Here is a 20,027-nt window from a genome sequence, read left to right as displayed (position 1 = left end):
TTTGGTCAGGCGTTCAGATAGCCGTCGTCGCACATGACGACATGGCCGGTGACCAGTTCCGAGGCGTCGCTGGCGAGGAACACCGCCGTGCCGATCAGTTCGCGCGGCAAGCCGAGTCGCGGCCGCGGCATGCGCGCCTTGATGAAATCGGCGGTGATCGAGCTTGTCGCTCCCGCCGCCCTGGTCAGCGGCGATTCCATCAGTGTCGGCCCGATGCCGTTGACCCTGACGCCGCGGTCGCGCCACTCGAGCGCCAGTGCGCGGGTGACCTGCAGGACGCCGCCCTTCGACGCGAGATAGGCGCTCGCCCAGGGATAGGCTTTGAACGAGCCGATCGAGGCGATGTTGATGATCGAGCCCTTGTTCTGGCCGAGCATCACTCCGCCAAAGGCCTGGCAGCAGAAATACGTGCCCTTCAGGTTGAGGTCGAGGATGAAGTTGAATTTGTCCTCGGGGAACTCCTCGGCCGGGCTGCGGAAGGCCGAGCCGGCGCTGTTGACCAGTATGTCGATATGGCCGTGACCGCGCTTGACCGCCTCGGCCAAGGCGAAGCACTGGTCGCGCTTGGTGACATCGAGGCTGGCGACCTCGGCTTTGCCACCCTGTTCGGCGATCGTTGCGCGCGTCGCTTCGGCGCCGGCCATGTTGATGTCGGCAACGATGACGGTGACGCCCAATTGCGCGTAGCCGATCGCGATCGCGGCACCCAGCCCGCTGCCGCCGCCGGTCACGACGGCGACGCGGCCGGAGAGGTCGAAAAGGCCCGCTGCATAATTGGCGGGAACGGTCTGGTCGTCGGTCATCGCTATGCCCGTGTCTAGGCCGCTCCGCGGCGGCTTTGGTCAGTCGAGAATGTGGTCGGGATCCTGGTGCGGTTGGCTCAGCGCCCATTCCCGGTTGATCATGTCGCCGAAGCCGGGTTTGGCAGGAAGCGGCTTCATCAGCCCGCCCTTGATGATTTCCGGTTGCACCAGGCTGTCCGCATAGGGGTCGACGCCGCTCCACGGCACGCCCCATTCGACCGGCTTGTCGGAAAAGCCCCAGGCGCTGAACACCTGGCTGTGCACATGCGCGAACATGTGCGGACCGAAATCGACGCCCGCGGCAAGGCACTCGTCGATGATGGCGCGGCCGCCGGTAATCCCACCCATGCAGGTCAGGTCGACGCGCACGCGGTCGACGGAGCCGGCCATGATCAGCGCTTCGGGATAGTAAGAGCCGCCCTGTTCGTCGCCTTGCCAGATCGGCATCGGCACGCGTTTGCGCAGCTCGGCGAGCTTCCTGGCGTTTCCCGGCGGGAAGATGTCTTCGATGCAGCCCATATTGAGATCGGCGAGGCGGTTGGCATAGGCGGCAGCCGCGTCGACGTCCGAGAACATCCAGACCAGATCGGTGCCGAGCCAGGCGTCCGGCGCGTTCCTGCGCGCGGCGCGCAGCCGCGCTTCGGATTCATCCAGCGTGACGCCCATTGGCGCCTTGAACCGGCGCCAGCCCGCGGCATAGAGCCCTTTCACCTGGTCGCCGATCTGCTGCGGGTTCATCAGCGCCGGCGGGTAGCCGACGATCGCGGTTGCCGGCATTGGCGCGGTTGTTCCGCCGAGGAACTCGGCGATCGACTTGTCGGCTATCTTTGCTGCCGCGTCCCATGCGGCGAGGTCGACCTGCGACAGCGCGCGCAAGCCGACACCGGCGCTGTGCGAACCGTAGCTGCGCCCCTTGGCTGTCTTGAAGGTCTTCACGCGGTCGCCAACGTCGGTACCGATATAAACTGGGGCGATGCTCTTGCGGATCTGCTCGGCGCAGGCGCCATCCCGCGTCAGCGTGAACGACCAGCCCTCATGGCCGGACTGCGTGCGCAGCCGCACGACCACGAATTCCCTTTGCTTCATCACCCAGTCGCCAAAGATCACCGGCGCCGGCAATTGGCCCTGTATGGCGGCGACGCTGATATCGACGATAGTTGAAGGACCAGGCATTCCATCCCCTCCCAAGGACCCCGGCCGACCCGGGAAAGCGGAGCAACCATAGCCCCGCGAGGCGGTTTGGTCAACCGATTGATCTGGTCTGGTCAAACGATTGACATAGATTCTCGAATTGCCTAGTCTCGCGCCACAATTTCTGGTGCGGGACCGCTTTTGTCGGCAGTCGCCAACGGTGCGAAATGCGCTCCTGCATCGCCCGCGCCTGGCTGCTTGCAGGCCGTTGCGCAGGGAAGGGTGTTGATGGGATCGATCAGCCTGCAGAAGGTCGGCAAGCTCTATGGCGCCGTTTCGGCGGTCCATGGCGTCGACCTTGAGGTCGAGGACGGCGAGTTCGTCGTCTTCGTCGGCCCGTCCGGCTGCGGCAAGTCGACATTGTTGCGCATGATCGCTGGGCTGGAATCCATCACCACCGGCAAGATCAGCATCAATGGCAAGGTGATGAACGAGGTGTCGCCGCGCGATCGCGACATTGCCATGGTCTTCCAGAACTATGCGCTCTATCCGCAAATGACGGTGCGCGAGAACATCGCCTTCGCGCTGCAGTTGCGTAAATTTGCCAAGGCCGAGATCGACCGCCGCGTCAGCGAAGCGGCGCGAATTCTCGACCTCGCCGATCTGCTTGACCGTAAGCCGCGCGAGCTCTCCGGCGGCCAGCGGCAGCGTGTCGCCATGGGCCGCGCCATTGTGCGCGATCCGGAGGCCTTTTTGCTCGACGAGCCGCTCTCCAATCTTGACGCGAAATTGCGCGTCCAGCTACGCGCCGAGCTCAGCCGCCTGCATGTGCGGCTCGGCGTCACCACAATCCATGTCACCCACGACCAGGTCGAAGCGATGACGCTCGGCAGCCGCGTCGCCGTCTTTTCGCGCGGCGCGCTGCAGCAGTACGACACGCCGCACGCGCTCTATCACGCGCCGTCCAACATTTTCGTTGCCGGTTTCATCGGCAGCCCGGCGATGAATTTCCTTGAGGCAACTGTAGTCGATGCCGGGCGCGGCAAGATGGTCGTGTCCATCGGCGACGGTCGGCTGGTTGTGACACCGAAGTCGGATGCCCACGACCTCCCGGCCGGCAGAACATTGCTGGCCGGCCTCCGGCCGGAGCACCTGTCATGGCGGCCTGCAGGCGAAGCTTCGGCCAGCGGGGGGGCAGCAAGCTGTCTGGCCGCCCGTGTCGAGCTGGTCGAACAGCTCGAACCTGAATCCTTCATCGCGGTGGCTCCAGCCAATCCCCAGGTCGTCATCCGCACCGCTGATGATTATTCGATCGGCACTCCCGCCGATCCGGCCGAGCTGGTGCGCCGGGATGCCCGCCTGATCGTGCTTCGCGTCAGCGCCGACAAGGTGCCGCGCCGCGACACGATGCTGGAACTCGTCATCGATGGTAGCCGCGCGCATCTCTTCGACGGCACCACGGGCAAGGCGCTGTGATGAGAACGCGTGCCGCCTCGAATTTCACCGAAGTCTTTGCGCTCGATCTTGGCGGGGGTCTTGTCGTCTGGCAACGAAGAAGTGGGTGTTTTCAAGCGCCCATCCGCCGCGAAGCCTGGCTGCCAGCCGGCGGACTTCCTTCAACCCTCGCCTTGCAGACGGAGAACTGACGATGCGTTCCACACTCAAGATGCCCAAGGTCGGCGATGCCGTCGATGAAGTCGTCATCAGCGAAATCCAGGCCAGCATCGGTGCCAAGATCACCGAGGGGCAAACCCTGTTCACGGTGGAGACCGACAAAACCCAGGTCGAGGTTCCCGCACCCTTCGCCGGAACCGTCATCGAGATATTGATCGCTGTCGGCGATGACGTGAGGACCGGCGCCCCGACCCTGGTGCTCGAGGTCTGACATGCCGAGGGTTCATTCGGCCCGCGACGAAAGGTTTGGCTCGTATCTCGACGACTACGAGATCGGCGACGTGTTCAAGCACTGGCCGGGCAAGACCGTTACCGAGGCCGATGACCACCTCTTTTGCCTGCTGACCATGGCGGCCAGCCCGCTCCACATCGACCGCCATTTCGCCGAGACCGAAATGGCGCAAGGCCGCAATGTCGTCGTCGGCACCTATGTCTACTCGCTGCTTCTCGGCATGAGCGTACCCGACATTTCCGGACGCGCGGTCGCCAATCTCGGCCTTAGCGAGCTGCGCCATCTCGCTCCGTTGTTCCATGGCGATACGCTCTATGGCGAGACCGAAATACTGGCGCAGCGTCCATCCGCCTCCAGGCAGGGCGAGGGGGTTTTGACCGTTCGCACGGATGGGTTCAACCAGGACCGGCTCAAAGTCTGCACATTCACGCGCTCGGTCCTGCTGCCGCTGCGCCCCGGGAAGGACGCGTGATGGACAAGCCGGCTCCGCCAGCGACCAAGACCGTGCCGAAGGCCGAAGCGTCGGGGCCGCTCGACGGCGTCCGCGTCATCGAGCTGGCCACCGTCGTAGCCGGGCCGGGTGCCGGCCGTTATCTTGCTGATTTCGGCGCGGAGGTCATCAAGGTCGAGGGGCCGGGTGGCGATCCGACCCGCCGCATGGGGTGGACCGGTCCGGGGGAAACGGATTCCTATTTCTGGAAACTGGTCAACCGAAACAAGCAGGTCATTGCGCTCGACCTCAAGACCGATACCGGCAAGGAAAATCTCTGGTCGCTGCTGCTCGACGCCAACGTACTGATCGAGAACATGCGGCCGGGCAAGCTCGAGGCGCTGGGTTTTGCGCCGGACGAACTGCTGCGCCGCAATCCCAGGCTGGTGATCCTGCGCATCACCGGTTTCGGCCAGGATGGTCCCTATGCCATGCATCCGGGCTTCGCCACGATTGCCGAGGCGATGAGTGGGTTTTCCGGGCTCCTCGGCGAGGCCGGGGGCCCGCCGCTGCTGCCGCCGATCGCCATGACCGACGAAGTCACCGCCCTTGTCGGCGCCTTTGCGGCGCTGGCGGCGCTGCGTCATGCCGAGCGGACAGGCGAAGGCCAGACAGTCGACGTCAATCTGCTCAACTCGATGTTCCAGATCATGGGGCCGTTACCGTCCGCCTATGCCCATCTCGGCTATCTGCAGCCGCGGCTCGGCTCCGGCATCCCCTACACCGTCCCGCGCGGCACCTATCGTTGCGCCGATGGCGTGTGGGTGGCGATTTCGAGCTCGTCCGATTCCGTCGCCCGCCGCGTCCTGGCCTTGATCGGTCACGGTGACGATCCCCGCTTTGCCGGCTTCCAGGCCCGCAGCCAGAACCGCGAGGCATTGGAGGCCTATGTCGCCGCCTGGGTCGCCGGCCGGCCATCCGAGGAGGTGCTGCGCGAGTTCCGCCGCGTCGATGCGGCAATCGCCAAGGTCCTCGACATGAGGGACATCTTTGACGACGAGCATTTCCGCGCCCGCGGTATGATCGCCGAAGTGGACGGCGTGGTGATGCAGAATGTCGTTGCCGGCATGTCGAAGACACCCGGCCGCCTGCGTCATCAGGGCCGTCCGTTCGACGCCGATACCGAGGCGGTGCTCGCCCGCTTCGCTGGGGGTCGGGGAGCCGCAAAGAAGCCGACGCAGAAGACCTGAACCACTTCAGTCCGGCGCGAGATTTCGGCGCAGCAATTTGCCGTTGGCGCTGCGCGGCAGGCTCGGCACGAAGAACACCTGTTTCGGCCGTTTGTAGGCGGCGAGCCTTTGCCCCGCCAGGGCGACGATATCTTCGGCGCTGACGCTGACGCCTGCCTTGCGCACGACATAGGCCGCGATGACCGAGACATCGTCGCGCACCCGGTGTTCGGCAACGGCGATCTCGGCGACGCTGGGGGAGGGCGCAAGCGCTGCCTCGACTTCCAGCGGCGAGACGCGGAAGTCGCCAGCATTCATCATGTCGCGTTCGATTTTCAGTTTCGCGACATGGAAAACCCGGATTCTGGCGGCGACAATACGCGACGTGGCGCGCGTTTCCGGCGTGTCCGTCGGAACCGTTTCGCGGAGCTTGAACGCGCCTGAGACTGTCAGGCCGGAGACGTTGGGGAAGGTACGCGCGGCAATCCAGTCGCTCGGCTTCCAGCCCGATTCGCGCGCCCAGAACATGCGCCGTCGAAACACCATGACGGTTGGTTTCGTCATCGACGACATTGCCAATCCCTGGCATGCCAGTTGCTTCAAGGCGGTGGACGCGGAAATGCGCCAGCGCGGCTATTCGCTTTACCTGATGAGCACCAACGGCCGCGCCACCGAGGAGGCGGCGGCGATCGACATGCTGCAGCATGGGCGGGCCGACGGCATGATCATGACCATCAACAACGAACAGGATGCGCGCACCATCAAGCGCTTGAAGGAGTTGCGGATTCCATCAGTACTGCTCGATCGCGACATTCCGCTCGAGATCGACGCGGTGCTGACCGAGCACGCCGCCGGGTTACGGCAGGCGACAAGCTATCTGATCGAACTCGGGCACCGTCGCATTGCCATCATCACGGCCGGCAGCGACATCAGGCCGGGCCGTGAACGGGGTGCGCGGCTTCGTCGAGGCGTTCCAGCGCAGCGGCCTGCCGGTGCCGCAGGACCTGATCCGCTCGCAAAGCCTCTCGGTGGACTTCGGTTTCCGCGAGGCCACCGGCCTGTTCCAGATGAAGGAGCGTCCAACCGCCATCATCGCCGCCGGCAACCGCATTCTGGTCGGCGTGCTGCGCGCCATCCAGCAGCAAGGCGTTTCGGTCCCGGGCGATATCTCGCTGATCGGCTGCGACAGGTCGGACGTCGCGCTGCTTTATCCCGGCCCGATCACGCTCATCGACCGGGCCGTCGAGGAGATCGGCCGCACCGCAGCACAGCTTCTGCTGGAGCGGCTCGGCCGCCAGAGCGAGCGGCCGGCGCAACGCATCGCCTTTCCGACCCATCTGATCCTCGGCGGCTCCTGCTTGCCCGTCCCGAAATAGAGGCGGTTCACGGCCTGGTTACTGCCGAATTGGATCGTTCTCTATTCAGATCAGGTCGGCTCTGGCGAGGTCGCGCATCAGATGGCTGGCGCCATAGGTCCAGTGCGGGCAGTCGGGTGACAGCCGCACGCGGTTGACCAAGGCGCCGAACTTCTCCGACGAGATGGTGACGATGTCGCCGACCTTGTGGGTAAAACCCTTGCCTTTTTCGCCGCGATCCTTCGACGGCACGAACATCGTGCCGAGATAGAGCGCGAGCCCGTCCGGGTACTGGTGGTGCGGCCCCATCGCGGCGGCGACCAACTCTTCCGGCGAACGGCTGATCTCGGCCATCGAACTGGCGCCCTCCAGCGAGAACCCGTCCTCGCCCTCGACCTTCAGCCGTACGACCGCCTTCTTCACGTCGCCGATGGAAAATGTCTCGTCGAACAGCCGGATAAAGGGGCCAAGTGCTGCCGAAGCGTTGTTGTCCTTGGCTTTGCCGAGCAGGAGCGCCGAGCGTCCCTCGACGTCGCGCAGATTGACGTCGTTGCCGATCGTCGCCCCGACAATCCTGCCGCTGCTGGCGGCAATCATGGCGATCTCCGGCTCCGGATTGTTCCATGTCGAAACCGGATGCAGGCCAACATCGGCGCCGAAGCCGACCGAGGCCATCGGCTGGCATTTGGTGAAGATCTCGGCATCGGGCCCGATGCCGACTTCCAGATATTGCGACCAGGCGCCGCGCGCGATCAGCTTGGCCTTGATCTCCATCGCTTCCGGCGAGCCGGGTTTGAGCTTCGACAGATCGTGGCCGATCAGCCCGGCGATGTCGGCTCGAATGGCGTCGGCCTTCTCCGCCGAGCCGCGCGCCTGTTCCTCGATGACGCGCTCGAGCAGGCTGACGACAAAGGTAACGCCAGACGCCTTGATCGCCTGCAGGTCGACGGGGGACAGCAGGTACGGCGTTCCCGGATCGCGCGCTGTCTCGAAACTGTTGGCGGCAATGGCTTCGAGCGGGCCGATCGGCCGCCACTTGGCCGAGCGGACGTGTCCTGCCGGATCCGGCAATTCGCAAATGTCGCGTACGGTCGGTGCCACATTTGACGTGATGTCGAAGACCGTGCCGTCGCGCACCGTGACCACCAGCGGATGGGAAGCATCGCTCGTCCGGGCGCGGCCTACGAAGAGGCCCTCGGCGGGCAAATGTGTGGCGTTCGTCATGACTTGCGTTTCCTGTTGTCTTGTCCTTTGGCCGCGGCACTTTCAACAAATTCCCGCCAAACGTCTATCCCGCTTCCAGGGTGAGCTTTGTCAATTCTTTCCAGCGGTCTTCGCATCGCTGGACCTTGATCGAGCCTGACGTGCGCCCATGGCCATGGAAAACGCTCTTTCAAAATAATGAAACCGTCGCTAGGGTTTTCACTTACTGAAATCTCCAGGTGACGCTTGCGCTTACGGTTTTCCGATCCAATCTGGCAAAAGCCGCGGACAGCAACCGCGTTCCAGTCGCTTTTTCCAGCCGGCCGACGCGTCGATGTCGTCATCGTCGGCGGCGGCATCATGGGGCTGTCGACGGCCTTGCACGCCGCCCGGCTCGGTCTTGCCGTCCAGGTGCTGGACGCCGGCGAAATCGGCAATGGCGCATCCGGCCTGAACGGCGGTCAGGTCATTCCCGGCCTGAAATACGATCCGGACTGGCTGCTGGAGCATTTTGGTCTGGAGCGCGGCGAAGCGCTCGTCAACTTTGCCGCCTCGACCGCTGACACCGTCTTCGAATTGATCCGCGACGAAGGACTGGCGGTGCCGTTCGTCCGTAATGGCTGGATCCAGGCGGCGCATACCGGGACCGCGCTAAAAGCGGCGGCAAACCGGGATCGGCAGTGGCGCGCCCGCGGCGCCGATGTCCGGCTGCTGAGCGCGACGGAGATTGCGACGATGACCGGCGCGCAAGGCTATCTCGGCGGCTGGCTCGATCGCCGCGCCGGTGTCATCGATCCGCTCGCCTACACGTCGGAACTGGCGCGCGTCGCTGCCGCGGCGGGCGTGAAGATCGCCGAACGCCAGAACGTGATGCAGATCAGCAAGGGTGCTGGCATTTGGCACGTTTCGGCGGAAAGCGGCGCCGAACTGAAGGCCAAGGCGGTCGTTCTGGCGACCAACGCCTATACCGGCGGCCTGCTTCGGGGCCTCGCCGAGACGATCGTTCCGCTGCATTCCTTCCAGATCGCGACAGCGCCGCTATCGTCCAATCTCGCCGCGGCGATCCTGCCGGAAGGGCAGCCGGTTTCGGATTCGCGCCGCATCCTCGTCTATTACCGCAAGAGTGCCGACGGCCGGCTGGTGCTCGGCGGGCGCGGCCGCATGGCTTTGCCGAACGGCCCGGCCGACTGGGCGCATCTTGAACGCGCGCTGCTGCGGCTTTATCCGGCGCTGTCAGACATTGCCATTGAAAAGCGGTGGTTCGGCCGGGTGGCAATGACGCCGGACCATCTCCCGCATATCCACGAGCCAGAGAAGGGTCTGCTGGCGGTCGTCGGCTGCCAGGGCCGCGGCATCGGCCTGATGACCGCGCTTGGCGAGCGCATCGCCTCCTATCTGTCGAGCGGCGACACCAGGCAATTGCCGTTCCCGATATCGCCGATCCGGCCGATCCCTTTTCACGCGTTTCGGCAGGTCGGCGTTGCCGCGACCATCGCCTGGTACCGGATGCTGGACGCGTTCGAACGCTGACTTGCATTCCCCAGCGTGAAACAGCTTGACAGTTTCACCAATATGAAAAAAGCTTAGTCGATTTCAAATTTCGACGGACAGTCAATGTCGACCATTGCCGCAACGCAGCCGCTGCCGGAAACCCGGTCTTCGCCAGGCTTCCGTTTCGCTATGCTGCTGCCCGGCGGGCTGGTCACCTTTCTGCTGATCCTTTTCGCCCTTGGCTTGGTGTTCTTCCTTGCCTTCCGCGGCAATGACGGCTCGCTGCTGGGGGCTGGTTTTACCCTTGCGAATTTCGTCACTGTGGCCACCGATCCACTGTACTGGACGGTGACGCTGCGCTCGCTGGGCATCGCCGGCCTGGTCACGCTCGCAACCGTCGTCACCGCCTATCCCGTCGCCTATTATCTGGCTTTCCATGCCGGGCGGCGGCGTGGGCTGCTGCTGTTCCTGCTGACCCTGCCGTTCTGGACCAGCTATCTCCTGCGCGTCTTCGCCTGGAAGATCGTGCTTGCCTATAATGGCGTGCTGAACTCGGCGCTGATTGAAAGCGGCATCTGGTCGGAGCCGACATTGGCGTTCTTGAATACGCCGGCAGCAGTCGTCGTCACGCTCGCCCACGCTTATGCGCCATTCGCTATCCTGCCCATCTACGTGGCGCTGGACACGATCCCGAAATCGCTGCTCGAAGCCGCTTCCGATCTCGGCGCAAAACCGTTCACCAGCTTCCGCCGCGTCGTGCTGCCCAATTCGATGCCCGGCGTGCTGGCTGCGGCCCTCGTCGTTTTTGTGCCGACCGTCGGCGACTACGTCACCCCGGCGCTGGTCGGCGGCCCTGCCAGCACGATGATCGGCACACTGATCCAGGCCGAGTTCGGCAAGGCCAATGACTGGCCGTTCGGCGCCGCACTCGCCGTCGCCGTCATGCTTGTCATTCTCGCCGTGGTGCTGGTGGTGCGCTTCGCCGACCGCCGATACCGCAGCCGCACATGAACACAGCGCGTATCGATGCAAGGCAGGGCGGCGGCTGGCTCGGTGCCTATGTCCTTGCCTATCTGGTGTTCCTGTATTTGCCGATATTGCTGATCCCGCTGTTTTCCTTCAACAATTCCGTCCAGGCGGCATTTCCCCTGCAAGGCTTTACGCTTGAATGGTACGGCACGCTGTTAGGCAATTCGGCGCTGTCCGGTGCGCTCGCCAACAGCCTCGTCATCGGCGCCATTGCCGCCACCGGCGCCACGCTCTGTGGCATCACGGTGTCCTACATGGACCTCTACGGACGCTCGCCGCTGGCCGCCACCATCAGTGCCATAGCGCGGCTGCCGATCCTGATCCCAGGCGTCATCGTCGGCATATCGCTGCTCATCCTCGTCAACCTCGCCGGCTTTGGGCCGTCGCGCATTGCCATTGTGCTCGGCCACATATTGGTGGCGCTGCCGGCGACGGTGGTGGTCATGCGCAGCCGCTTCGCCGCCATCCCGAAGACCATCCGTGAGGCAGCGCTCGACCTCGGCGCCTCCGACTGGACGACCTTCAGGCGGGTGATGCTGCCACTCAGCCTGCCCGCCATTATCTCGGCGTTCATGCTGGCCTTCCTGACCTCGTTCGACGAGTTCATCGTCGCCTTCTTCCTTGCCGGTACCGAGCCGACGCTGCCGCTTTATATCTGGAGCCAGCTGCGCTTCCCGAAATCGCTGCCGACCGTCATGGCGCTGGGCACGGCGATCTTGGCCGTGTCCTTCGTCACCGCCGCACTCGCCGAAATCCTGCGCCATCGCGGGCTTGCCGCCGCTCAGCGGCCAGCGACCGCCAGCCTGTCAAAACCAGAAGAAACCGAAAGAGGAGAACTGCAATGGCATTCGACCTGAAATCGATAACGACAAAGACAGCGAAAACCGGACTGGCCGCCTTCGCGCTGGCGCTTGCGTCGACTGTCGCTTTTGCCGGCGACAAGCTGCAATATTTCACCTGGTCGGGCTATGAGCTGCCCGACTTCAACAAGAGCTTCCTCGCCGCGCACCCGGATGGTGTCGAAGCCTCGATGTTCGGCGACGACGATGACGCTTTCACCAAGGTCAAGGCCGGCTTCCGCCCCGATGTCGCGCACCCATGCTATGACAAGGTGGCGCGCTGGAACAAGGAAGGCCTGCTGCAGCCGATCGACACCAAGCGCATCAAGAACTGGGATTCGATCTTCCCGGTCTTCAAGAACCTGCCCGACCTGCAGGCCGGCGACGGCAAGGTCTGGATGGTGCCGTGGGACTGGGGCAACACCTCGATTCTCTACCGCACCGATCTGGTGAAGAACCCGGAAGCGAGCTGGAACCTGCTCTGGGACAAGCAATATGCCGGGCGCATGGCGACCATCGATGCCGTCCACGACACTCCGGTGGTGGCGGCCCTTCTTGCCGGCGTCAATCCATTCGACATGACGGCGGAACAGATGGACAAGGTTGCGGAGAAACTGCGCGAGCAGCGCCCGCTGCTCTCAAACTACACCACAGACATGACATCGGTCGAACAGGCGCTGGCCAGCGGCCAGCTGGTCGCCGCCATGACCTGGAATGCCTCGGCCACGTCGCTGAAGAAGCAAGGCGTGCCTGTCGAGTTCATGAAGCCGAAGGAAGGCATGCTTACCTGGGCTTGCGGTTTCGTCATGCTCAAGGACGCCAAGAACGTCGACCTCGCCTATGACTTCATCAACAGCCGGCTGGAAACGGACTCGGGCAAATACCTGATCCAGGCCTATGGCTATGGCAGCTCGACCAGCTCGGCTTTCGCTGCCGTGCCGAAGGAGGAGCTGGAGAAATTGCAGCTGCCGTCCGATCCGGAAGTGATGTTGAAGACCACCATCTTCACCGGGCCGATGAAACAGAATGATGAACTCGCCAAGATGTTCGAGAAGGTCAAGGCGGGCGGCTGAGCCTGCTTCTTCCTTCTCCCGCAAGGGGAAGGGAAAGCATTGGCAAAAAGGACGAATGGATGGACATGCTGGACGAAGCGGCTGAGAAGCCGAAGGACGACGCCGACGTCAGGGTCGGCCGGCGCGTGCGGGCGCTCAGGCTGGAGCGTAATCTCTCGCTGGCCGAACTTGCAGCCAAAGCCGGCGTCTCGATCGGAGCGCTGAGCCAGATCGAGCGCGGCATGTCGTCATTGCGGGTCCGAGTGATCTGGCCGCTCGCCGCCGCCCTCGACATCGAGCCGTCCGCGCTGATCGCCGACGGCAACGACGCCGGCAACGATCTTTATTGTGTGCGCGCCAACAGCCGGCGTCAGATCCCGGTCAAGTCGGAAGGCATCGCCAAGTCGCTGCTGTCGCCGCCGGCTGCTGCGCTGACCGGCATGCTGGTGACGGTGGAGGCCGGTGGCGGCACCGCCGAAGCCTACGCCCATGCCGGCCATGAATTCGGGTTCGTCCTTTCGGGCGAGGTCGAGCTGGTGGTCGATTCGACCAGATACGGCCTGAAGGCCGGCGACAGCTTCGCCTTCAAGAGCACCTTGCTGCATGCTTTCCGCAATCCGGGCAGCGAGCGCTGCCAGATCCTGTGGGTCAACACGACCAAGCCGTCCGAGGTTCGCAATGGCACCTGATCCACTCGTCCGGCTGGACAAGGTCTCCAAGATATTCCCCGGCAGCATCGTCGGGCTCGATGCCGTCGATCTCGATATTTCGCGCGGCGAGTTCCTGACCCTGCTCGGACCATCCGGCTGCGGCAAGACCACCAGCCTGCGGGTCATCGCCGGCTTCGAAAGCCCGTCGAGCGGCAAGGTTCTGCTCGAAGGCCGCGACATCAGTGCGCTCAGGCCCTTCGACCGTCCGGTCAATACCGTATTCCAGGACTACGCGCTGTTCCCGCACATGAACGTCGCCGAAAATGTCGGCTTCGGCTTGTCGCTGCGCAAGCTCTCCGGTGCCGAACAGGCAAAGCGCGTCGGCGCAGCGCTCGACATGGTCGGCCTTGCTGAAAAGCTCGGCGCCCGCGTGTCCGAATTGTCGGGTGGCCAGCGCCAGCGCGTCGCGCTTGCCCGCGCCATCGTCTGCGAACCGCGCGTGCTGCTGCTCGACGAGCCGTTATCGGCGCTCGATGCGCATCTGCGCGAACAGATGCAGGTCGAATTGAAGCGACTGCAGTCGCGCCTCGGCACCACTTTCGTCATGGTCACGCACGACCAGACCGAGGCGCTGTCGATCTCTGATCGCATCGTCGTCATGAACAAAGGCCGCATCGAGCAGATTGCGCCGCCGGCGACCCTCTACGACCGGCCCGCCACCAAATTCGTTGCCAGCTTCATCGGCACGATGAACCTTCTGCAGTCGCGCTTCGTCGGCCGTGACGGCGAGCGCTTGCGGTTCGCCGCCGGCGCCCTGCCGCTGGAAGCGGTTTCGGAGACGGGCGAACTGCCTGGCGAGGGCACGGTGCGCACCATCGGCGTGCGTCCAGAGGATTTTTTGGCGACGACCGAAGCGGCGGCCGGCACTGTACCGGTGCGGGTGAACAGCATCGTCTTCCACGGCCGCACCTTGCGCCTTCATGCGGAGCTGGGGCAGGGGACACAGGTGGTGATCGACGCGCCGCGCCGGGCGGAGGGTTTTCAATTCAGCGTCGGCGACGTGGCGCATATCAGCCTGCGCCGTGGCGCCAACTGCCCTATGCTGTCCAGCTAGGCAACGGCCGCGAATACGCCGACCGGGCGATCCACGATTTCCTCGAGATCAAGGGCATCATCGGCGACGGCGCCTGAGCCATCAACATACGGCCGACCGAAATGTGGTTGCGAGCGTTGGTGCTGCCAGTACCGGCGCTCGTATCATTTTCGTTTGATTTGTTCCCTTTTTGTTCTATTCTGCTTGGCTGGGCGGGAATGGCTTTGAGAGGAGCAATGAACATGAATGAGCTGCCCGCATTCAGGATCACCGAAAACGGCCAAGCCGTGTTCAACTGGCAGGAGCTGGATCGGCGCTGGAATGACCGGCTGTTCTTCGCCATTCTTCTTGAAAGTACGATCGCCGTGCCGCTTGCACGCCGGGCCGCCGTCTGGCGGCGAGAATCGGGATTGCGAGGGCAAGTGTTTCCGGCGGAACGCCTGCACATCTCGCTTATTGGGCTCGGCGACTATGATGGACTGCCGGAGGAATTGGTCAAAATCGCCCGCCACGTCGCCTCGATGGTCCAGGCGAAACCGTTTGAGGTGTCGTTCGATCGGTTGTCGGCTTTCGGCGGCGGTGCGTTGGTGCTGCGTGGCAGCGACGGCGTCCCGCCGCTGCAAGCGTTCTGGCGCAATCTTACCGCCCTGATCGCCGACAGCCCGCTGAAGCCCTTTGTGGGGAGCTCCTTTGAACCTCATGTTACATTGCTTCGTGACAAATTGCGGGTTCAAAGGGTTCGAGAACGGGCGATCGAACCCATCAGCTGGACCGTACGTGACTTTGTGCTCATCCGCAGTCTGATCCGGCAAGGCCGGTACGAAGAGCTCGGGCGCTGGCGGTTGAACGGCCACGACGATTCCGTGGCCGCAATGTGAGCCAAGCCAGGGTCCCCTCAGATCGTCTTGACGTAGCCCGCCAACTGATCCGCCACCGTGCCCCAGCCGTCGTAAAAGCCCATCTCCTCGTGGCTGTTGCGCGTGGCTTCGTCGCGGTGGATAGCGGTCGCGGTGTAGCGCGTCGCCTCGCCCTGCGATTGCAGCGATATGACGGCTGTGATGAATGGGTCGCCTGACGGCCGGTAGCCGGGCAGCAGCGCATCGGTCCACACCAGCCGCTCGTTCTGGACGATCTCGAGGTAGCAGCAACGCCTGTCGTTGACCTCCTTGCCGTCGGGCGACTGCATGCGGGTGCGGAACAGACCGCCGGGCCGCAGGTCGATCTCGCAATCGGTGATGATCCACGGCTTCGGCGTGAACCATTGGCGGACATGCTGGGGCTTCGTCAAGGCCGTCCACAGCAGTTCTCGTGGCGCCTCGATCGTCCGTTCGAGCACGAGGTCGAGCTTCGGATCGGGTTGAAAAAACGCGACCATATTCATCTGTCTGTCTCCTTGAGTTTCAGCACGTAGTCGTCGAACTGGTCGAGACGGCGCTCCCACAGCTCACGCTGCTCGGCCAGCCAGCTTTCCGCGAGCTTCAGCGGCTCCGGCGCAAGCCGGTAGGTCCTGACGCGGCCGGCCTTCTCCGAACGCACCAGCCCGCAGCCTTCCAAAACCCTGAGATGCTCGATGAAGGATGGCAGGGCCATCTCGAACGGCTGGGCAAGCTCGCTGACCGAGGCGGGGCTTCGGTTCAGCCGCTCGACCACGCGCCGCCGGGTCGGATCGGCGAGCGCACGGAAAATGCCGTCGATCGGTGGGGGGCTTTCGGTCTGCAGGCTCGTCATGGTCATTTCCTTGCCTCGGCCATTCCGCGTGACCAAAATTAGCTCGGGACAATAGTTAGGAAAATTCCTTACTATTGGCAAGCGCAAAAATCACGGATGCCTGGCAAGGCAGCTGGAAAAGTGAGAGGCACGGTTTTAGGGTGCCATCAGATTCGACCGATCCGAGGAAGCGTTTTGACGATCACCATGTACGGCATCACCAATTGCGATACGGTCAAGAAGGCGCGTTCCTGGCTGGCGAGCCATGATGTTGCCTATCGCTTTCACGATTACAGGGCAGACGGGCTTGACGCGGATCGGCTGAACGGCTGGTCAGGCAAGGTCGGCTGGGAAATCCTGCTCAACAAGGCGAGCACGACGTTTCGCGAACTGTCGGAGGAGGACAGACTGGGTCTGGACGAGAACAAGGCCAAGGCGCTGATGCTGGCCAAACCGACGATGATAAAGCGACCGGTGCTGGAACTTGGCGACAGGGTTCTCGTTGGCTTCAAGCCTGATGTTTATCAGCAGGCGGTGAGTGGGAAATAGGACCGACCCGCCGCGATCCGTCGCGCCCCCTCTGTCCTGCCGGACATCTCCCACTCTAGTGGGGTGATTGGATGTCACTTCGGCGTTCGCTAGTCTCCAAAGAAGGGCGCTTTCGGCGAAGCTGCCAATCTCCCCCCCTTGGGGGCCCACGAGGGGGAGATGTCCGGCAGGACAGAGAGGGGTGCTGTCCCGCCGGCGTGACTAATTGTTCTCACGCAAATAGCTAGCCAGTGCCACCGCATTGTTGTGCGCCTCGTCATGGGCGCCGTAGAGCAGCGTCACCTTGCCTTCACGGAGCAAGGCGCGCAGTTCCGCCACCGCCTCGCCGTTCCGTTCGAGCTCATCGCGGTATCGCCGCTGGAACTCCGCCCAGCGCGCCGGCTCATGGCCGAACCATTTGCGCAACGCGTCGCTTGGCGCGATGTCCTTTAGCCAGGCCGTCAGCGCCGCGTCCTGCTTGGCGATGCCGCGCGGCCATATGCGATCGACGAGCACCCGCTGCCCGTCATCGGGCGCCGGCGGCTCATAGATGCGCTTGACCGCGAGCTCCATTGCCAACTCCGCATGGGCCAGCAGGCGCCGATGCTTGCTGGCCTTCGCTTAGCGATCCCGGGCCTAAACCCACTCGCCCTTGCGCATCACCGGCACGCGGCTGCCGTCCTTGTGGATGCCGTCTATGTCGATCTTGTCGGAGCCGATCATCCAGTCGATGTGGATGAAACTCTTGTTGCCGCCGCGCGCCGCGATCTCGTCCTGGCTGAGCGAGGCGCCGTCGACGAAGCACTTCGAGTAGCACTGGCCGAGCGCAATGTGGCAGGCGGCGTTCTCGTCGAACAGCGTGTTGAAAAACAGCAGCCCGCTCTTGGCGATCGGCGAGGAATGCGGCACCAGCGCCACCTCGCCGAGACGGCGCGAGCCTTCGTCGGTGTCCAGCACCTTTTGCAGCACATCCTCGCCCTTCGTGGCCTTGGCCTCGACAATGCGCCCCGCCTCGAAACGCACCGCAATGCCGTCGATCAGCGTGCCCTGGTAGGACAGCGGCTTGGTGCTGGTGACATGACCCTCGACGCGCCTTGCATGCGGCGTGGTGAAAACCTCTTCGGTCGGGATGTTGGGGTTGCAGGTGATGCCGTTCTTGGCGGTCGAGGCACCACCCATCCACTCGTGGCCTTCGGCCAGTCCGACGGTCAGGTCGGTGCCGGGGCCGGTGAAATGCAGTGCGTGGAAATTGTGGCCGTTCAGCCATTCGGTGCGGGTCTTCAACGCCGCATTGTGCGCCGTCCAGTTGCCGATCGGGTCTTCGACGTCCACCCGCGAGGCCGCAAAGATGGCGTCGGCTAGCTTGGCCACGGCGACGTCTTCGGCGTCGTCCGGGAAAACCTGCTTGGCCCAGGCCTGATCGGGATAGGCGACGATGTTCCAGTTGATATCGAAGCCGGTGATCTTCTCCAGCGCCGGCTGGTAAGCCATCGAATTCGCCTTGTTGGCACGCGCCACCTTTGCCGGGTCCTGAGAAGAAAGCAGCGACGGATCCTCGCCGCGCACGGCAAGCCTCGCCGCATTATTGGCGAAGGCTTTTGCCATGCCTTCAAAGAGCCAGCCGGCGGCGCGGTCGAAGCCGGCGTCGGCGCCGTAGCGGAAGCGCGCCAGCGTGATCTCGTCATCGTTGAAGATCGGCGTCACCAGGCCCGCACCTGCCTTGTAGGCGTGCTCGACGATCCGCCGCGTCAGAGGCAGCGCGGCGATAGACGAGGTCAGCACCAGATCCTGCCCCGGCTGCAATTGCAGCCCGACCTTGACGGCGACCTCCGCCAGCCTGTCGAGCTTTACCGGGTCGATGGTTGCGGAAACGCCGCGCGAATGTGTGGTCATGATCCTGCCTGCCGTGATTGGGGACTGTGTCTTACATAGACCGGCGCTACCGACCTTTCCACTCTGATGACGCCGGCAGCCCTAGGCCGTGAACTCATAAATTGGGGAAGACTGGGATCGGTGGGAAACGGACGCTCCGGACTTCCTGTACTGGGCGGCTTGGATAGGTGCCATGGTCGTCGAGGTCTGACGACCCTTATTTCAACCGCACTCAGTCGCGGTAGCGCAGCGTTTCCAGCACGAGTGCGAAAGCCGGCGAGTGTTGGCGCCGGCTTGGATAATACAGGTGATATCCCGGCCGAAGGGGGCACCAGTCCTCAAGAACACGCACCAGGCGACCCTGTTCGAGTGGGTAGGTCACCAGATCCTCGGGCAGATAGGCGAGCCCGAATCCTTCAAGGCTGGCCTGACAGATCATCGCGAGGGTGTTGAACGCGGCGTGTCCTTGAACGCGCACCTTCAACTCCCGCCCCTCCTTGCGAAACTCCCACGGTGCACAGCCGCCTGTGGGCAGTCGCAGGGGTATGCACGCATGATCGGCAAGGTCTTCAGGCGTGACCGGACGGGAGCGGCTTGCGAAGTATGAAGGCGCTACCACAACCGCCATGCGGAAGTCTGGCCCAACGCGCGCCGAGATCATGTCCTTGTCCACCTGTTCGCTAAGCCGTACACCCGCATCGAAGCGATCGGCCGCAATGTCTGCCAAGCCGTAGTCGTGGATAATCTCGACCCTGATGTCGGGATAGTCGCGCATGAGCCCGACCATGGCGGGCCAGATGATGGTCTCGCCGGCATGCTCCACGGTGGTGATCCGGACTGTGCCGGCCGGCTTGTCGCGCAGGGCGCTGAGGGCGGCAATCTCGCTTGCGATCTCATCTAACTTGGGAGCGATGCTTCGAAACAGGCGATCCCCCGCTTCGGTTAGCGAGACGCTGCGGGTCGTGCGGGTCAGCAGCCTAACGCCGAGGCGCTCTTCCATCGTCCGGATCGAATAGCTCAGAGCCGACTGCGACACGCCGAGCATGGCGGCCGCCTTGGTGAAGCTGCGCTCGCGGGCGACGGCGATGAAGGTCAGGAAGTCATCCAGGCTGTCGCGACGCATTCATCAATCCCCCTTCTAAGCTCATGCAAATTATACCATCTAATTGCATGCCGCTAAAGGAGCTAACTTCCTGACATCAAGGCCAGACGGTCAACCGGAGCAACTCTCCGCGCAATGCCTACCGTCCAACTGGCCCACTGAAGGAGAACAAAATGAAGAAGGTAATCGTGGGCGCGCTCACCGCTCTCACCATGATCGTGAGCCCGGCCGCCTTTGCTCAGGAAGCGACGGGCGCCGTCCCCCGCGCCTACATGATCGGCAGCTATGACATCAAGGATCAGGCGGTGTTTCAGCAGTACATCGAAGCCGCCTCGCCGCTCGTCACCCAGTATGGCGGCCGCGTGATCGTCTACAATCCTAATGTCACTGCCATCGAAGGAAGCTCGAGATCGGTGATCGCCATCGCCGAGTTCCCGAGCCTTGCTGACGCCAAGCGCTACTACAACTCGCCGGGATACACGGCGGCCCGGCAGTTTTTTACCAAGTCGACCGAAGGATTTCGCATCATCACCGAAGGCGCCGGCCTTCCGCAGTGATGCAGTCCGCTAGCGGATGGGTACCAGCATGGGACGTCAGCCCATGCTGG

Annotated in this window: 23 protein-coding genes and 1 pseudogene; 15 read left to right on the top strand and 9 right to left on the bottom strand. The window is 63.5% G+C overall.

The genetic code is table 11. From position 1 onward, the window contains the following. Positions 1-5: 5 nt before the first annotated feature. Together NKI22_RS05780 and NKI22_RS05775 are read right to left on the bottom strand one after the other, a co-directional pair. Positions 6-803 (bottom strand): SDR family NAD(P)-dependent oxidoreductase, encoded by a 798-nt coding sequence (locus tag NKI22_RS05780; protein WP_023716821.1) that lies wholly within the window; start codon positions 801-803, stop codon positions 6-8. A gap of 39 nt (positions 804-842) precedes the next feature. Continuing rightward, positions 843-1,976 carry an enolase C-terminal domain-like protein gene (locus NKI22_RS05775; protein ID WP_023716822.1) on the bottom strand — a complete coding sequence of 378 codons (1,134 nt, stop codon included), beginning with the start codon at positions 1,974-1,976 and terminating at the stop codon, positions 843-845. Positions 1,977-2,222: 246 nt separating this feature from the next. On the opposite strand from NKI22_RS05775, the gene NKI22_RS05770 reads away from it, so the two are divergent. From NKI22_RS05770 to NKI22_RS05755, 4 genes are all read left to right on the top strand, one after another. Beyond that, a complete protein-coding gene (locus NKI22_RS05770) occupies positions 2,223-3,410 on the top strand; it encodes an ABC transporter ATP-binding protein (RefSeq protein ID WP_352914015.1) in 1,188 nt (395 codons plus the stop codon). 172 nt (positions 3,411-3,582) lie between these two features. Beyond that, positions 3,583-3,819: a biotin/lipoyl-containing protein gene (locus NKI22_RS05765; protein WP_023716824.1), complete on the top strand. Its 237-nt coding sequence runs from the start codon at positions 3,583-3,585 to the stop codon at positions 3,817-3,819. 1 nt (position 3,820) lies between these two features. Next, the gene (locus tag NKI22_RS05760) at positions 3,821-4,312 is read left to right on the top strand and encodes a MaoC family dehydratase (protein WP_023716825.1); all 492 of its coding nucleotides are present in this window, start codon (positions 3,821-3,823) and stop codon (positions 4,310-4,312) included. Then, positions 4,312-5,520: a CaiB/BaiF CoA transferase family protein gene (locus NKI22_RS05755; protein ID WP_352484086.1), complete on the top strand. Its 1,209-nt coding sequence runs from the start codon at positions 4,312-4,314 to the stop codon at positions 5,518-5,520. The genes NKI22_RS05760 and NKI22_RS05755 overlap by 1 nt, the downstream gene beginning before the upstream one ends. Positions 5,521-5,526: 6 nt before the next feature. Here the strand turns inward: NKI22_RS05755 and NKI22_RS05750 are convergent, their stop codons facing one another. Then, a complete protein-coding gene (locus NKI22_RS05750) occupies positions 5,527-5,817 on the bottom strand; it encodes an AMP-binding enzyme (protein WP_352914103.1) in 291 nt (96 codons plus the stop codon). Here NKI22_RS05750 and NKI22_RS05745 point away from each other — a divergent pair. Together NKI22_RS05745 and NKI22_RS05740 are read left to right on the top strand one after the other, a co-directional pair. After that, positions 5,699-6,355, top strand: a pseudogene (locus NKI22_RS05745) (LacI family DNA-binding transcriptional regulator); the annotation flags it as partial. The gene NKI22_RS05750 and the pseudogene NKI22_RS05745 overlap by 119 nt on opposite strands. 85 nt (positions 6,356-6,440) lie before the next feature. After that, the gene (locus NKI22_RS05740; RefSeq protein ID WP_352958289.1) at positions 6,441-6,875 is read left to right on the top strand and encodes a substrate-binding domain-containing protein; all 435 of its coding nucleotides are present in this window, start codon (positions 6,441-6,443) and stop codon (positions 6,873-6,875) included. Positions 6,876-6,920: 45 nt separating this feature from the next. Here the strand turns inward: NKI22_RS05740 and NKI22_RS05735 are convergent, their stop codons facing one another. Further along, positions 6,921-8,078: a fumarylacetoacetate hydrolase family protein gene (locus tag NKI22_RS05735; RefSeq protein ID WP_352639069.1), complete on the bottom strand. Its 1,158-nt coding sequence runs from the start codon at positions 8,076-8,078 to the stop codon at positions 6,921-6,923. A gap of 225 nt (positions 8,079-8,303) precedes the next feature. Here NKI22_RS05735 and NKI22_RS05730 point away from each other — a divergent pair, with 225 nt between their 5' ends. From NKI22_RS05730 to NKI22_RS05700, 7 genes are all read left to right on the top strand, one after another. Further along, the gene (locus NKI22_RS05730; protein WP_352914011.1) at positions 8,304-9,587 is read left to right on the top strand and encodes an NAD(P)/FAD-dependent oxidoreductase; all 1,284 of its coding nucleotides are present in this window, start codon (positions 8,304-8,306) and stop codon (positions 9,585-9,587) included. An 84-nt stretch (positions 9,588-9,671) separates the two neighbouring features. Continuing rightward, on the top strand, positions 9,672-10,559 hold the full coding sequence (locus NKI22_RS05725) for an ABC transporter permease (protein WP_352484081.1): 888 nt from the start codon (positions 9,672-9,674) through the stop codon (positions 10,557-10,559). Continuing rightward, positions 10,556-11,434 (top strand): ABC transporter permease, encoded by an 879-nt coding sequence (locus NKI22_RS05720; RefSeq protein WP_023716833.1) that lies wholly within the window; start codon positions 10,556-10,558, stop codon positions 11,432-11,434. The genes NKI22_RS05725 and NKI22_RS05720 overlap by 4 nt, the downstream gene beginning before the upstream one ends. Continuing rightward, complete coding sequence (locus NKI22_RS05715; protein WP_352484080.1) at positions 11,419-12,489, top strand: ABC transporter substrate-binding protein; 1,071 nt, start codon at positions 11,419-11,421, stop codon at positions 12,487-12,489. Before NKI22_RS05720 ends, NKI22_RS05715 begins: the two co-directional genes overlap by 16 nt. A gap of 59 nt (positions 12,490-12,548) precedes the next feature. After that, positions 12,549-13,157, top strand: coding sequence for a cupin domain-containing protein (locus NKI22_RS05710; protein WP_352914008.1), 609 nt, complete (start codon positions 12,549-12,551; stop codon positions 13,155-13,157). Then, positions 13,147-14,232, top strand: a complete 1,086-nt coding sequence (locus NKI22_RS05705; protein ID WP_023716836.1) for an ABC transporter ATP-binding protein — start codon at positions 13,147-13,149, stop codon at positions 14,230-14,232. The genes NKI22_RS05710 and NKI22_RS05705 overlap by 11 nt, the downstream gene beginning before the upstream one ends. A 221-nt stretch (positions 14,233-14,453) precedes the next feature. Further along, entirely contained in the window at positions 14,454-15,089 is a 636-nt protein-coding gene (locus NKI22_RS05700) for a 2'-5' RNA ligase family protein (RefSeq protein WP_352484078.1), read from the top strand. 17 nt (positions 15,090-15,106) lie between these two features. On the opposite strand, the gene NKI22_RS05695 is transcribed toward NKI22_RS05700, so the two are convergent. Then, positions 15,107-15,586, bottom strand: a complete 480-nt coding sequence (locus NKI22_RS05695; RefSeq protein WP_352914100.1) for an SRPBCC family protein — start codon at positions 15,584-15,586, stop codon at positions 15,107-15,109. Positions 15,587-15,588: 2 nt separating this feature from the next. After that, on the bottom strand, positions 15,589-15,939 hold the full coding sequence (locus NKI22_RS05690; protein ID WP_031193345.1) for an ArsR/SmtB family transcription factor: 351 nt from the start codon (positions 15,937-15,939) through the stop codon (positions 15,589-15,591). A 174-nt stretch (positions 15,940-16,113) separates the two neighbouring features. On the opposite strand from NKI22_RS05690, the gene NKI22_RS05685 reads away from it, so the two are divergent. After that, entirely contained in the window at positions 16,114-16,467 is a 354-nt protein-coding gene (locus tag NKI22_RS05685) for an ArsC family reductase (protein ID WP_023716840.1), read from the top strand. Positions 16,468-16,668: 201 nt separating this feature from the next. Here NKI22_RS05685 and NKI22_RS05680 read toward each other — a convergent pair whose 3' ends face one another. From NKI22_RS05680 to NKI22_RS05670, 3 genes are all read right to left on the bottom strand, one after another. Then, entirely contained in the window at positions 16,669-17,025 is a 357-nt protein-coding gene (locus tag NKI22_RS05680; RefSeq protein ID WP_023716841.1) for a DUF488 domain-containing protein, read from the bottom strand. 57 nt (positions 17,026-17,082) lie between these two features. Beyond that, positions 17,083-18,339, bottom strand: coding sequence for an aminopeptidase (locus NKI22_RS05675; protein ID WP_352914005.1), 1,257 nt, complete (start codon positions 18,337-18,339; stop codon positions 17,083-17,085). Between the two features lie 211 nt (positions 18,340-18,550). Next, a complete protein-coding gene (locus tag NKI22_RS05670; RefSeq protein WP_352958286.1) occupies positions 18,551-19,441 on the bottom strand; it encodes a LysR family transcriptional regulator in 891 nt (296 codons plus the stop codon). Between the two features lie 152 nt (positions 19,442-19,593). On the opposite strand from NKI22_RS05670, the gene NKI22_RS05665 reads away from it, so the two are divergent. Next, complete coding sequence (locus tag NKI22_RS05665) at positions 19,594-19,977, top strand: DUF1330 domain-containing protein (RefSeq protein WP_352484075.1); 384 nt, start codon at positions 19,594-19,596, stop codon at positions 19,975-19,977. Positions 19,978-20,027 lie beyond the last annotated feature (50 nt).

The sequence above is a fragment of the Mesorhizobium sp. M0778 genome (assembly GCF_040320105.1).
GTDB lineage: Bacteria > Pseudomonadota > Alphaproteobacteria > Rhizobiales > Rhizobiaceae > Mesorhizobium.
Note: the sequence above shows the minus strand (reverse complement) of the source record. Positions and strands in the feature narration are given on the sequence as shown.